The organism is Streptomyces albidus (ex Kaewkla and Franco 2022), assembly GCF_013870515.1.
Taxonomy (GTDB): domain Bacteria; phylum Actinomycetota; class Actinomycetes; order Streptomycetales; family Streptomycetaceae; genus Streptomyces; species Streptomyces albidus.
In genome coordinates this window covers 25,592-39,085 of record NZ_JACBXA010000031.1, presented here as the reverse complement: position 1 = coordinate 39,085, position 13,494 = coordinate 25,592, and the positions used below count along the sequence as shown (strand labels likewise).

10 protein-coding genes and 1 tRNA gene are annotated in these 13,494 nt (G+C 69.1%); 1 reads left to right on the top strand and 10 read right to left on the bottom strand.

Annotated elements, in window-relative coordinates:
• The 7 genes from H5J26_RS08170 to H5J26_RS08140 form a co-directional block, all read right to left on the bottom strand.
• On the bottom strand, positions 1–611 hold a 611-nt coding region (locus H5J26_RS08170), incomplete at its 3' end, for a Rho termination factor N-terminal domain-containing protein (RefSeq protein ID WP_309237828.1).
• A 622-nt stretch (positions 612–1,233) separates the two neighbouring features.
• Positions 1,234–2,181, bottom strand: a complete 948-nt coding sequence (gene thrB / locus H5J26_RS08165) for a homoserine kinase (RefSeq protein ID WP_181765058.1) — start codon at positions 2,179–2,181, stop codon at positions 1,234–1,236.
• 338 nt (positions 2,182–2,519) lie between these two features.
• Positions 2,520–3,641 (bottom strand): threonine synthase, encoded by a 1,122-nt coding sequence (gene thrC / locus H5J26_RS08160; RefSeq protein ID WP_181765057.1) that lies wholly within the window; start codon positions 3,639–3,641, stop codon positions 2,520–2,522.
• A gap of 46 nt (positions 3,642–3,687) precedes the next feature.
• Positions 3,688–4,980: a homoserine dehydrogenase gene (locus H5J26_RS08155; protein WP_181765056.1), complete on the bottom strand. Its 1,293-nt coding sequence runs from the start codon at positions 4,978–4,980 to the stop codon at positions 3,688–3,690.
• 93 nt (positions 4,981–5,073) lie between these two features.
• Positions 5,074–6,465: a diaminopimelate decarboxylase gene (lysA, locus tag H5J26_RS08150; protein ID WP_181765055.1), complete on the bottom strand. Its 1,392-nt coding sequence runs from the start codon at positions 6,463–6,465 to the stop codon at positions 5,074–5,076.
• Positions 6,466–6,578: 113 nt separating this feature from the next.
• A complete protein-coding gene (locus H5J26_RS08145; protein WP_181765054.1) occupies positions 6,579–7,454 on the bottom strand; it encodes a DALR anticodon-binding domain-containing protein in 876 nt (291 codons plus the stop codon).
• Between the two features lie 291 nt (positions 7,455–7,745).
• Positions 7,746–8,174: a response regulator gene (locus H5J26_RS08140; protein WP_181765059.1), complete on the bottom strand. Its 429-nt coding sequence runs from the start codon at positions 8,172–8,174 to the stop codon at positions 7,746–7,748.
• 202 nt (positions 8,175–8,376) lie between these two features.
• Here H5J26_RS08140 and H5J26_RS08135 point away from each other — a divergent pair.
• Positions 8,377–8,448 (top strand) — tRNA-Arg (locus tag H5J26_RS08135).
• Between the two features lie 488 nt (positions 8,449–8,936).
• On the opposite strand, the gene H5J26_RS08130 is transcribed toward H5J26_RS08135, so the two are convergent.
• Genes H5J26_RS08130 through thrC (H5J26_RS08120) form a run of 3 tightly spaced genes read right to left on the bottom strand, consistent with a single transcriptional unit; the run spans position 8,937 to position 13,342 of the window.
• On the bottom strand, positions 8,937–10,475 hold the full coding sequence (locus H5J26_RS08130) for a sodium:solute symporter family protein (RefSeq protein WP_181765053.1): 1,539 nt from the start codon (positions 10,473–10,475) through the stop codon (positions 8,937–8,939).
• 18 nt (positions 10,476–10,493) lie between these two features.
• Positions 10,494–12,101, bottom strand: coding sequence for an N-acyl-D-amino-acid deacylase family protein (locus H5J26_RS08125; RefSeq protein ID WP_181765052.1), 1,608 nt, complete (start codon positions 12,099–12,101; stop codon positions 10,494–10,496).
• Positions 12,098–13,342 carry a threonine synthase gene (gene thrC, locus H5J26_RS08120; protein ID WP_181765051.1) on the bottom strand — a complete coding sequence of 415 codons (1,245 nt, stop codon included), beginning with the start codon at positions 13,340–13,342 and terminating at the stop codon, positions 12,098–12,100. Before thrC (H5J26_RS08120) ends, H5J26_RS08125 begins: the two co-directional genes overlap by 4 nt.
• Positions 13,343–13,494: the final 152 nt, after the last annotated feature.

The window sequence follows — 13,494 nt, the reverse complement described above, 5'->3', positions numbered from 1 at the left end:
AAGTCGTCGTCGTCGCGACGTCCGCCGCCGCCCTGGTTCTGGCCGCCACCCTGGTTCTGACCGCCCTGGTTCTGGCCGCCGCCTTGGTTCTGGCCGCCGCCCTGGTTCTGGCCACCGCCGTCGCCGCCCTTGCCGCGGCCGCGCTGACGGTCACGCTTGGAGGGACGGTCCTGCTGCTGCCGGCCGTCGCCGCCGCGGTTGTCACCGCGGGAGCCGTCGCGGCCCTCGCCCTTGCCGGACGAGCCGTCCTGACGGCCGTCGGCCTTGCCCTCCGCGACGTCCGCGGCGGCCTCGGCCTTGCCGTTGGAGTCTCGGCGGCCGCGGCGCTCGCCGCCGGCCTTCTCCTCGTTCGCGGGCTGTCCGGGAATGTCGATCTGGGCGTCCTGCTGGCCGTCCGCACCGGTCTCACCGGTGCGCGCCTTCGAGGTCGCCCGGCGCTTCGGCTTGGTGTCGCCGGCCTCGCCGTCGTCGCTTCGTGCGGCGGGGGCGTCGGACGAACCGCCGCCCGACTGCCGGTCCTTGATGGTCTCGATCAGCTGGCTCTTGCGCATCCGCGCGGTGCCCTTGATGCCGAGGCCGGAGGCAACCTGCTGGAGCTCGGCGAGAACCATGCCCTCAAGCCCGGTGCCGGAGCGCCGACGCTTGGGCGCAGCACCGGAGGCAGGCGCGGCAGAAGCGTCCGTAGCAGGCGCGTCGGCATTGTCCGCAGACGTACCCCCGGAGGAGGTACCACCCGAGCCGGCAGGCTCAGGGGGAGCGGCGTTCACGCCCATCAGATCGGTGGTGTCGCTCACTAAGGGTCCTTCCCTGGAGCGGACGTCGGCCTTCTGGCTCGGCGACCGGTCGTGCTGTCCGGCGGTGGTCCTGTGTACGGACGGACCTGGCCGAAGCGGTGGGTCCCGCCTACATGTGCGGCGGGGAGATCAATTCAATGGTTCGACGTGCAACAAGCGAACGGGATGTCCTGCACGTCGGCTCCAGAGCGTGCTCGGAACTGCTCAGCGAGGCAGAACAGCGTGGGAGGCTCCTGGAGGGAGAGGCGATCCCTGGGCCTCTGCCCTGGGGGATCACACAAGCACTGCACTCTACGGGCCACCACAGGATTTCACGTGTGGACCACGAGACTGCGAGTACAGACTTGAGGTTAACACTACTGGATCCAACAAACATTCCCCCTTTCCCGGATCGTCGCCCTGTCCCGGGCTCCGGCCGGGCCCGGCGAGTCGTGCGCGGTCACTGAGGTGCGTCGCGGGCCGCGCCGTCCGCCTTCAGCGGCAGGACGCTGGCACCCGCGTCGTCGAGGCTCAGCCTGTTCGCCGTCCACTGCTCTCCCGCGAGGCGGGAGACCTTGTCGGCGGCTCCGTTCCCCTCGGGCAGCGCGAGCACCGTGGGGCCCGCACCCGAAACAACTGCTGGGACGCCGTCGGCCCGCAGTCGGTTCACCAATTCCACGCTTTCCTTCATCGCGGGGGCCCGGTACTCCTGGTGCAGCCGGTCCTCCGTGGCGGGAAGCAGCAGTTCGGGACGCCTGGTCAGCGCCTCGACGAGCAGTGCGGCGCGGCCGGCGTTGAACGCCGCGTCGACGTGCGGGACATGACGGGGCAACAGCCCGCGTGCGGTCTCCGTCAGCAGCGGCTTGGCCGGTACGAAGACGACCGGCACGACGGAATCCGAAGGCTCCATCCGGATCGCGCGTGCGGCGCCCGCGTCCATCCAGGCGAGTGTGAAGCCGCCGAGCAGACACGCGGCGACGTTGTCGGGGTGGCCCTCGATCTCGGTGGCCAGTTCCAGCATGGCCGCGTCGTCCAGCCTCGCCTCGCCGCCCGTGGTGACCGCGCGGGCAGCAACGATTCCCGCGCAGATCGCCGCGGAGGAGGAGCCGAGGCCCCGCCCGTGCGGAATGCGGTTGGCGCAGACGACCTCCAGGCCGCGCGGCTGACCGCCGAGCAGGTCGAAGGCGGTGCGAAGGGAGCGTACGAGCAGATGATCCTCGTCGCGCGGGAGCGTTTCGGCGCCCTCGCCGGCGATGTCGACGTGCAAACCGGAATCGGCGACCCGGACGACGACGTCGTCGTAGAGACCCAGCGCGAGACCCAGTGCGTCATAGCCCGGGCCGAGGTTGGCGCTGGTTGCGGGAACGCGCACGCGGACAGCTGCGGCGCGGAACGCGGGACCGGCCATCTCCCGATGACTCTCCTTGGTTGGTTGACGCGACTTCCCGTGGACCGCGGCGAAGACGCCGGACCGGTCACCGACCCTGTGTTTCCCCGGATCTGGCGGTCCGGGACGAAGTCTCCGCCGAAGGACGGAGCGGCCCCGAAGTACGTACATGGGGTTCGGGGTTGTGCAAGCTTATCGAAGGAAGGTTCAGTGGCGACACAGGGCGCACGGGAGGCGCACGATGCGTGTCGTGAGCAGCCCCGCGCTCCCTCGCCACCTGCTTCGTATCCGGCTCTCCTGACCGGCTGCGCCGCCGGCCGTCGACAGAATCTCTGCCCGGTCCGGCGGCGGCGAACCCTTCAGGCGAGGCCGAGCCGTTGCGCTGCCGCGTCCGCGTCGATCGGGACGGTCACGGGGGGCGGCGCGCCCGCGACGGCCCAGTCCGGGTCCTTCAGGCCGTTGCCGGTGACCGTGCACACCACGCGCAGCCCGGGCTCCAGCTTGCCCTGCTCCGCGGCCTGGAGCAGCCCGGCCACCGATGCGGCGGAGGCCGGCTCGACGAAGACGCCCTCGCGCGACGACAACAGCTTGTAGGCGCGCAGGATCTGACGGTCCGTCACCGAATCGATGAACCCGCCCGACTCGTCCCGTGCGCGTTCCGCCATCTCCCAGGAGGCGGGGTTGCCGATCCGGATGGCGGTGGCGATGGTGCTCGGGTCCTTCACGGCCTCACCGCGCACGATGGGTGCCGCACCCGAGGCCTGGAAGCCCCACATGCGCGGAGTGTGCGTCGCGGGGCCGCCGGCCGCGTATTCGCCGTAACCCTTCCAGTACGCCGTGATGTTGCCGGCGTTGCCGACGGGCAGCACGTGGACGTCGGGGGCGTCTCCGAGCATGTCGACGATCTCGAACGCAGCCGTCTTCTGGCCCTGGATGCGGTCCGGGTTGACCGAATTGACCAGCGCGACCGGGTACTTGTCGGACAGACCGCGGGCGAGCGTGAGGCAGTCGTCGAAGTTGCCCTCGACCTGGAGGATCTTCGCGCCGTGGACGAGCGCCTGGCCCATCTTGCCCAGCGCGATCTTGCCCTGCGGGACCAGGACGGCGCAGACCATGCCCGCCCGTACGGCATAGGCGGCGGCCGAAGCCGAAGTGTTGCCCGTGGAGGCGCAGATGACGGCCTGGGCGCCCTCTTCCTTGGCGCGCGTGATGGCCATCGTCATGCCGCGGTCCTTGAAGGAGCCCGTGGGGTTGGCGCCCTCGACCTTGAGATGGACGTCGCAGCCGGTGAGTTCGGAGAGCAGCTGCGCCGGTACGAGCGGGGTGCCGCCCTCGCGCAGGCTGACGGCGGTCGTCTCCGGGCTGACGGGCAGCCGGTCGCGGTACTCCTCGATGATGCCGCGCCACTGGCGGCTGGTGGCGGGCGCGGCGGCGGACGAACCGGACGATGCGGCGGATGCAGCGGATTCGGCGCTTTCCATGATGGTCACTTTCCTTGACTCCAACTCCCCTGTGGGCCGGTGCCCTTCATTCCCCTTCGACCCGCATGATGCTGGCGACGCCGCGCACGGTGTCGAGCTTGCGCAGCGCCTCGACGGTCGCGCTCAGGGCCGCGTCGGGCGCACGGTGGGTGACGACGACCAGCCACGCGTCGCCGTCCTTGCCCTGCTGCCGGACGGTGTCGATGGAGACGCCGTGCTCCGCGAACGTGGTGGCGACCTGGGCGAGCACACCTGGCTTGTCGGCGACGTCGAGGCTGATGTGATAGCGCGTGACCACCTCGCCCATGGGCGAGACGGGCAGCTGCGCGTACGCGGACTCGCCCGGCCCTCTGGCGCCGCTGAGCTTGTTGCGGCAGGCGGCCACCAGGTCGCCCAGCACCGCGGAGGCGGTCGGTGCGCCGCCGGCGCCCGGTCCGTAGAACATCAGCTGGCCGGCCGCGTCGGACTCGACGAAGACGGCGTTGTAGGCCTCGCGGACGTTGGCCAGCGGGTGGCTCAACGGGATCATCGCCGGGTGCACGCGCGCGGTGACCGAACGGCCGTCGGCCGCACGCTCGCAGATGGCGAGGAGTTTGACGGTGCAGCCCATGCGTTTCGCCGAGGCGATGTCGGCCGCGCTGACCTCGGTGAGCCCCTCGCGGTACACGTCGTCCAGGCGGACCCGGGTGTGGAAGGCGATCCCGGCGAGGATCGCGGCCTTGGCGGCGGCGTCGAAGCCCTCGACGTCGGCGGTCGGGTCGGCCTCCGCGTAACCGAGCGCGGTGGCCTCGTCCAGTGCCTCGCCGTAGCCGGCGCCGCTGGAGTCCATCCGGTCGAGGATGAAGTTCGTCGTGCCGTTGACGATGCCGACGACGCGGTTGACCTTGTCCCCCGCGAGGGACTCGCTCAGCGGCCGTACGAGCGGGATGGCCGCGGCGACGGCCGCCTCGTAGTAGAGGTCGCCGCCCTGCTTCTCGGCGGCCTCGTGCAGGGTCGGGCCGTCCTCCGCGAGGAGCGCCTTGTTGGCGGTCACGACGCTGGCGCCGTGCTCGAAGGCGGAGGTGATCAGCGTGCGAGCCGGTTCGATGCCGCCGATGACCTCGATGACGACGTCCACGTCGTCACGCCGGGCCAGAGCGGCGGCGTCGGTGGTGACGAGCTTCGGGTCGATGCCCTCCCGCACCCGGTCGGGGCGGCGCACCGCGACCCCCGCCAGCTCGATCGGGGCGCCGATGCGGGCGGCGAGATCGTCCGCGTGCGTCGTCATGATGCGTGCCACCTCTGAGCCGACGACCCCACAGCCCAGCAGCGCCACCTTCAGTGGACGCGTACGCATCATCCGACCTCGCCTCTCGTCATTACCTGTGCTGTCAGTCTCACGTACCGGTCCGGAGAATCCACGCTCGTTCCAATATGTGGGACGTGTATCTCGCTAACCGACATCCAGTCGCAGGAGATCCTCTTCCGTCTCCCTGCGGATGATCACCCGCGCCTCCCCGTCGCGTACGGCGACGACCGGCGGGCGCAGCGCGTGGTTGTAGTTGTTCGCCATCGACCGGCAGTACGCACCAGTCGCGGGAACGGCGATCAGGTCGCCCGGAGCGACGTCCGCCGGCAGGAACGCGTCCCTCACGACGATGTCACCGCTCTCGCAGTGCTTCCCGACCACGCGGGAGAGCATGGGCTCGGCGCTCGACGTCCGGGAGACGAGCGAGACGCTGTACTCGGCGTCGTAGAGGGCGGTGCGGACGTTGTCCGACATGCCGCCGTCCACGCTCACGTACGTGCGCAGGCCCTCCAGGTGCTTGACCGTGCCCACCTCGTAGACCGTGCAGGCCGAAGGACCGACGATGGCGCGGCCCGGCTCGACGGAGAGGCGGGGCACGGACAGGCCCGCTCCCCGGCACTCCCGGCCGACGATCTCGCGGAGCGACTTGGCGATCGCGTGCGGTTCGCTGGGGTCGTCCTCGGGGGTGTAGGCGATGCCGAGGCCACCGCCGAGGTCGATCTCGGGAAGCTCCAGGCCGTGCTCGTCGCGGATGTCCGCGAGCAGGCCGACGACGCGGTGTGCGGCGACCTCGAAGCCCGAGGTGTCGAAGATCTGCGAGCCGATGTGGGAGTGGATGCCGATCAGTTCCAGGCTGTCCAGCTTCAGCACGCGGCGTACGGCCTCGGCTGCCTGGCCCCCTGCGAGCGCGAGCCCGAACTTCTGGTCCTCGTGGGCCGTCGCGATGAACTCGTGGGTGTGCGCCTCGACGCCCACGGTGACGCGGATCTGCACCGGCTGGCGCTTCCCCAGCCGCTCCGCGATGTGCGCGACGCGGACGATCTCCTGGAAGGAGTCCACGACGATGCGCCCGACGCCGACCTCGATGGCCTGCTCGATCTCGGCGGAGGACTTGTTGTTGCCGTGCAGCGCGATGCGCTCGGGAGGCATCCCGCCCGCGAGTGCGATGGACAGTTCTCCGCCGGAGCAGACGTCGAGGTTGAGCTCCTCCTCCGTCAGCCAGCGCACGACGGCACGGGAGAGGAAGGCCTTCCCCGCGTAGAAGACGTCGGCGTCCGGCCCGAAGGCATCACGCCAGGCACGGCAACGGCCGCGGAAGTCGGCCTCGTCGAGCACGTAGACCGCCGTGCCGAACTGCTCGGCCAGGTCACTGATGTCGAGGCCGCCGATCTCGACGGAGCCGGTGGCGGTGCGTGCGGCCGTGGTGGGCCAGACGCGGGGATGGAGTTCGTTGAGGTCGGCGGGCGGTGCGGTGTAGTGCCCCTCGGGGAGCACGTCGGCGTACCGGGGCCCGGCGGGGTGCGCGGAACGGCTCATGCGCGGGCCTCGCTCTCGCTGTGGTGGTTCACGTTGATCGTCGGTCCTTTGCGAAGTCTGTGGAGTCCTGAGATCTCATCGGGGCTCAGAGGGCTCGGGTCCGGCTCGGAGTCTCAGAGGTGGGCGGGTGCGGTCACGCCGAGCTGGGACAGGCCGCCTGCCAGCACCGCCCCGGTGGCTTCGACGAGAGCCAGCCGGGCACGGTGGGCGGCCCCGGGTTTCTCGTCACCGCTGGGCAGGGGCGAGCAGTCGTCGTGGAAGTCGAAGAAGGCGTCGCCGACTGCGACGAGGTGACGGGCCTGGCGGCCGGAGTCGCCCTGCTCGCTGATCCGCCGGTGGTCGGCGAGGAGCGCGAGCAGCGCGCGGGCGCGGGTGCCGTAGGGGGACCCGCCTGTGGTGCCGGCACCGTTGCCGGCGTACGGGTCGCTGCGGAAGCCCAGGTCGTGGGCGTTCCGCGACAGAGCGCGGGTGCGCGCGTAGGCGTACTGCACGTGGAAGAGGGGGCTGGACTGCGTCGTCCGTACGGCAAGTGAGGCAGGGGCGTCGCCCGTCGCGGCGCTCCAGCGGGCGATGTCGGAGGCGGGTTCGTCGCAGCGCGGCTCGTGGTCGTACGGGCGGTGGTCGTACGGCTGGTGGTCCGACTCGGCGTCGTCCGGATCCGCGAGCTCGGCGACGAGTGCGGCCCGGGCCGGGTCGTCGAGGGTGACGTTGAGGAACCCGGCCCCCGCGACCTCCACGCTCCGCACCCCGTCCTGCCCTTCGAGTTCGCTCCGCAGCACCCGCGCCACGTCGTACGGCGACATCCCGGCTGCCTTGGCGACCTGGAAGGCGACGCTGACTCCGTAGTCCCCGTCCCCGCGCCGCGGCGGTGACTCGATCACCGGTCGCTCGGGGAGTTCGGCGCCCCCGGGGACCGCACAGAGCCGTCCGCTCTCGAAGGAGCGACGCACGGCGTGCAGCACGGTGCGGGAGAGCTGGGCGGGTGTCACAGGGCAAGCGTATGGGAGAGGGGGTGGGTGAGTGCGAACCGGTTTCCTGCTTCGCCTCGCAGAGGGCCGTGGCCGACTGCGGTGACGTCATGGCTGATCACAGTTGGTGTCAGCTCTCTCCGGGGTCGGGAGCGGATGCACGGGCGGGGCTCGGATTCGTCAACACGCGGCACGTCGGGAGTCACCCGAGGGTGGACGCACGAAAGGGGGCCGCTGCGGGATTTCGGCATTCCTGAAGGCGCCTCGTAAAAAAGGAGCGCGCCCGGAAAACGGTGTTGCGTCTCAGCGACGTCAGGGACGGGCGGGCCACACCACAGGTTCGTCCGACTCCCCTGAGGAGTCCTCCCCTTCGGGCTCGGCACCCGTCAACTGCCGGACCATGCGCACGAGTTCGGCGGGCTCGAAGGGTTTCGCCAGCAGGGCGTCCACCTCGGGCTCCGGCCCCTCGTCACCGTGCAGTTGGGAACGTCCGCTGACGATGGCGACGGGGATGTGGCGCGTACGCGGATCGGACCGGAGGCGTGCGGCCGTACGGAGGCCGTCGAGGCGGGGCATCACCACGTCGAGCGTGACGAGATCCGGCCGGACACCGTGCACGACGTCCAGACACTCGACACCATCGGCAGCGGTCACCACCTCGAAGCCCTCCAGCTCGAGATTGACCTTGATCAGCTGCCGGACAACCTTGTCGTCGTCCACGACAAGGACCCGGCCGGACATACCTGGCACGTCGCAAAGCCTAGGCACACCCCTCCCCCGGCGTCCGGCTTTTGCCCTTTTCCACCCCTGCGGGCATCCTCGGGCCAGCGCCCCGCCGAGTCCCCGCACGGTCTCCGCCGGGGCCGGGGACTCCCGAAACCTGGTTCCGGGGCAGGCCCTCCAAGCTGGTACTGTTCACCCTGTCGCCGCGACAGCGCGACGAGCCCCCGTAGCTCAGGGGATAGAGCAACGGCCTCCGGAGCCGTGTGCGCAGGTTCGAATCCTGCCGGGGGTACTCCGAATCAAGGTCCTGACCAGCAGAAATGCGGGTCAGGACCTTTCCTGTGCCTGCCAAAACGCACACGGTCTCTTGACCGTTGCTCTTGTCGTCCGGAGCAGCACGCCATTCGGCGTCAGAGACCTCTTGGCCGATGACTTCTCACAGGTCAGGCATCTTCGTTGCTGGAGCGATGCCCTGACCATGAGGACGCTGAGCAGTTTGGCCGCTCGCTCGCTGCTTGTTCCGGAGATGGGTTGTGACCTGCACTGATGCCTTGGCGGTGCGGTGAAACGCACACGGTGTCGTGGTCCTTGCCGGGGCCGTGGACCCACACCTTGTCCTGGAGCGCGTAGCAGTACTCCGTGTCGCTCTCCTCGAAGGTCGCCGACTCTGCCTGGTGAGGGGGAGTCGCTTCGTCCACAGTCGCGGAGGACGCGACTTCACCCGGAGTTGATCGATGCACCTTTCACGCCTCGGCCGCGTCGGCACGCCGGCGAGGGCTCTCACGAACGGTCAGGGTTGGTCTTGTCGGGGGCGGTGTGGTCGGGCGGTGTGACGTCACCGGCACGCAACTGCGTTCCCACGTCGAGTTCTGCCCGCTCGACCGCGAGCAGCCGCAGCGCTTCCGCATCGCTGATCTTCCGGCGCGGAGTCACCAGGCTGACCAGCACGCCGACGATCAGTGCCACGACGAGCGACGGGATCACCGGGTTGCCCCAGTACTCGGTAAGGGAGTCGCTGAGATTGACGGTGGTCGCCGCAGCCGCGCCGCCGATGATCGCAGCGAGGCCGCCCTGCCACGTGGCCCGGCTCCAGAACTTGCCGAGGAGCGCGGCGATCAGCAGACCGGTGAGCACCGTCGCGATCATCGTCGTGATGTACTCGATGATCGTTTCCGCCAACAGGGCGCCCCCCAATGCGAAGAGCAGCACCGCGACCAGGGCGATCCGGGAGTAGGTGACCATGTTGTGGGCCTGCGGCATCTTCCCGGTGACAAGCTTGCTGATGTCGCGAAGGAAGATCGTCACGCCGGTGAGCGCTTCGGAGTCCCCAGACGACATGGTCGCCGAGAGTCCGGAGACGAGGAGCAGCGCGCCGACCCACACGGGAAAGACCTCGGTGGCGAGAACGGGGAACGCCAGGTCGGGATTGTCCATCCCCGGACGTAGGGTCTGCGCGGAGAGCCCGACGATGGGCGGGGTGATCGCGAATACCGCGAACAGCACTCCGACCAGCGCGAAGCTGCGGCGCGCTGTCCGAGTGCTGTTCGCCGAGTAGATCCGCTGCCTGTGCGAAGGCGTGGCGAGAACACCGACCGCGATCACCACGGCCATCGAGATCGCCGGGATGGTGCCGAGCGTCTCGACACCGAGGAAGGATGTCGCCTCGGCGGGCGCCTTTTCGTTGATGGTGTCGAAGCCGCCGGCCTTGACCATTGCCAGTACGGCGATCGTGGAGAATCCGAGAAACAGGATGGTGCCCTGGACCATGTCGGTGACCACGACCGCCCAATAACCACCGATCACGGTGTACAGGCCGAAACCGACTGCGACCACGACCTTGGCGAGTGCCATGTCCATATCGGTGAGGAAGGAAAGGTACAGTGCCCCGCCGAGAATGTGCGCGCCGAGCCAGCCGACCGTGGCGAGGAACAGGACCACTGCGACCGCGCCTTTGATGATCCGGTTCGCCCCGTAGTAGTAGCTCATCTCTTCCGGGAACGTCATGAAGCCGTGCTCGCGAACGTCGGCGAACAGCCAGAGCAGCAGGAAGATTCCTACCGCGCCGCCCATCCCGTACAGCGCGCCCGCCCAGCCGTTCGTGTACGACAGGCTCACCGCACCGAGGCTGGACCCGGTGCCGACCAACGTGGCCAGTGCGCTTCCGGTGACGAACGGAATGGTGAGTTTCCGTCCGGCAAGGAGGAAATCCTCCCCGGTGCGGTTGCGGCGGGCGACCCAAATGCCCAATGCAAGCATGAGCACCAGCGAGCCGAGGAAGGCGAACAGGTATATGGAGCTGGATTCGGCGATCTTATTCATGGGTGAACCTTCTGTTCCTCAGGCGGTACTTCTCTCGATCGGCAGCAGAGCACCCGCCGTGCTTTCGGTGGCGGCCCCGTCCCGCGTCGCGAATTCGCCGTTGACCAATACGGCACGGACGTGTTCCGGGTAGCGGCGCGGAGCTGCGAATGTCGCGTGATCCTCGATTCGTTCAGGACTGGCGACGACCAGATCGGCGGCGGCACCTGCTCGGATGACGCCTCTTCCGGGGATCCGGAAGCGCTCGGCGGGCAGCGTGGTCATTCGTCGGGTCGCTTCCTCGATGGTGAGCAACCCGCGCTTGCGGACGTATTCGGAAAGTACTCGGGCAAAGGTGCCGTACATGCGTGGATGGGTGTACGGCGATTGGACGGGAAGGCCGTCCGACCCGATCAGGGACCACGGCCAGGACAGTGCCGTCGTGACATCGGCTTCGTCCATCTGGAACATGACGACGGTGAGTTCGCCGCGCTCGTCGGTCATGAGCTGGCAGAGGCACTCCGCGGCGTCGAGACCGCGTTCGTCCGCCACATCGGACAACCGGGCACCCTCGTAGCGTTCGTTGCCGGGTTGCCGGAAGCCGGCCAGCAGGATGCCGCCCGCGCCCAGCGCCCCGAAATTGTTCTCCTGCTGCTGCCACGGCCGGTACATACTCGCCACGATCCTGGCCCGTTCCGACGGTGTCTCCAGCGAGGTGAGGAGGCCCGGCACACCGTCCGCGAGCGTCCAGTTCGGGAACAAGGCCGCGGCGGTCGTACTGCCTGCCGTGTACGGATAGACGTCGGCGGTGATGTCGATCCCCTCGGACCGCGCGGCGTCGAGCACGGCCAGGATCTCCGGCATACGCCCCCTGTTGCGCGGCGACACCACTTTGAGGTGACTCAGCTGCACCCGGACCCCGCTGCGTCGTGCGATGTCGAGCAGTTCCCGCAGGGAGTCGATGATGTCGTCGCCTTCGCTGCGGATGTGCGCCGCGAGAACCCGGTCGCGGGCGGCGACGACGCGCGCCAACGCCACCAGCTCGGCGTGGTCGGCCACATCGCCGGGTGCGTACATCAGCCCCAGAGAAAGGCCGGCCGCACCCCGATCCAGTGCCTCGTCCAGATCACGCGTGGCGCGGGCGAGTTCGCGGGCGTCCAGCGGTCTGCGGGCGTAACCGGAGATCGAAGCACGCAGTGCTCCGTGCGGCACCAGCGCCACGGCGTTCGTGCGCAGCCCGGTCGCGCTCAGCTGGTCCAGATACTCCGGGAAGCTCTTCCAGGGGACGGTCTCAGGAAAGCGGCCGAGAACCGGCCCGGAATAGGACGCCTGCATCCGCGGATCGGTGGCGACCGGCGCGCAACCGTGCCCGCAGTTGCCGATCACGTCCACGGTCACGCCCTGCATGATCTTCGGATCCACCCCGCCCGGCCGGAGCAGCGCCAAGTCGTCATGGGCGTGGACGTCGATGAAACCCGGAAAGACGACTGATCCAGAGACATCCATGACGGGGGCGTCGATGTCGTACCCGAGGTCGGCGACGGCACTGATCCGGCCGTCCTCCACCAGCACGTCGGCCCTGCGGCGTTCGGCGCCTGTTCCGTCGACGACCTCGCCGCCGTGCAGCAGCACCCGGTTCCGGTTCACACCGCCATTCCTTCCGCCAGCGCGGTGTGCGCCCGGAGCCGGCCCACCGCTTCGTCGGTGCCGGTGATCACTGGACCTGGTTCGACCTCGGTGGACAACGTCTTGATGCCGTGCCCGGTGAGCATGCAGACGACGCTCTCGTTCCTGCGGATCGCTCCGCGCTCGCGCAGGGTCCGGACCGCTGCCAGGCCGGCTGCGGCGCCGGATTCGATGAGCAGTCCTTCCCGGTACGCGAGCTGGTTCGCGGCTTCATCGGCCCCGGCATCGGCGACCGTCGCCATGGCTCCCCCCGTTTCGCGCACCAGCCGCAAGGTGTAGGTGCCGTCGGACGGATAACCGCGCAACGGATCGGATATCGCCGAGATCTGAGTCCGCACGTTCTGCCACGGGGCGACTTCGGCCGCACCGCGGGCGAAAGCCTCCGCGACCGGCGCACAACCTTCGGCCTGAACCCCGAGGATCCGCGGCACCGCCGAGACCTCTCCCGAGTCGTGCAGCTCCCGGTACGCGGTCACGATGCCGTGCACGAGCGGGCCCGCACCGACCGGCACCACGATCCAGTCCGGCGGCTCGGCAAGCTGGCTTGCCAGTTCGTAACCAGCACTCTTCAGACCGGCGACGGCGACAGGATTGACGAAGGTGGTGGTGAGATTGATCCACCCGAAGCGACCGGCCAGTTCCCGTGCCGTGCGGAAGGTGTTGCTGTAGTCCCCGCGTACTCGCAGCACCGTCGCACCGTGCGCACGGGCGACAGCGGCTTTGCCCGGAGGCACCGCCTCGGGCGTCAGTACCACCGCGGGCAGGCCCGCTCTGGCGGCGTACGCCGCTGTCGAACCCGCCGCGTTGCCACTCGAGGCACACACGACGGCGCTGGCTCGCTGCCGCACGGCCTGTGCCATCCCCACGGCGGTCGCCCTGTCCTTGAACGATCCCGACGGATTGAGGTGGTCGAGCTTGAAGAGCAGGTGCTCGACGCCGCACCAGTCGGCCGCGCCGGCTGCCGAAACGAGGGGGCTGTCGCCTTCCCCCATGCTCAGCCACGCGGTGTCCGGTGTGACCGGCAACCGGCCCGTGTAGCGCCACATACCCGGCAGGTTCGTGGTGTCCGGCAAGGGGTGCCCAGTGGGAGAGAGTACGACCGAGCCGCCGCAGTGCGCGCAGTAGTCCGGGAACGCCATGTCCTGCTTGTGGCCGCACATGGTGCATTCACCGAGAGCTGCGAACGATCCGGGCTGTGCCAACTCATTCCTCCACGCCGACTCACGAACACGCTGGGGCGGTACCGAACCAACGATCACTTGCATATTTTGCAAGTACCTTGCGTATAGTGACGCGAAGCTAGTTCGGGTGTCTTCGTGTCGTCAAGGGAGTCGGCTAATGCCGTCCAGGAGAG

Excerpts from the sequence above, each read along its gene's own strand:
- H5J26_RS08155 (WP_181765056.1), bottom strand. The coding sequence starts at position 4,980 with ATGATGCGTACGCGTCCACTGAAGGTGGCGCTGCTGGGCTGTGGGGTC.
- lysA (WP_181765055.1), bottom strand. The coding sequence starts at position 6,465 with ATGAGCCGTTCCGCGCACCCCGCCGGGCCCCGGTACGCCGACGTGCTC.
- H5J26_RS08140 (WP_181765059.1), bottom strand. The coding sequence starts at position 8,174 with ATGTCCGGCCGGGTCCTTGTCGTGGACGACGACAAGGTTGTCCGGCAG.
- thrB (WP_181765058.1), bottom strand. The coding sequence starts at position 2,181 with ATGGCCGGTCCCGCGTTCCGCGCCGCAGCTGTCCGCGTGCGCGTTCCC.
- H5J26_RS08130 (WP_181765053.1), bottom strand. The coding sequence starts at position 10,475 with ATGAATAAGATCGCCGAATCCAGCTCCATATACCTGTTCGCCTTCCTC.
- thrC (WP_181765057.1), bottom strand. The coding sequence starts at position 3,641 with ATGGAAAGCGCCGAATCCGCTGCATCCGCCGCATCGTCCGGTTCGTCC.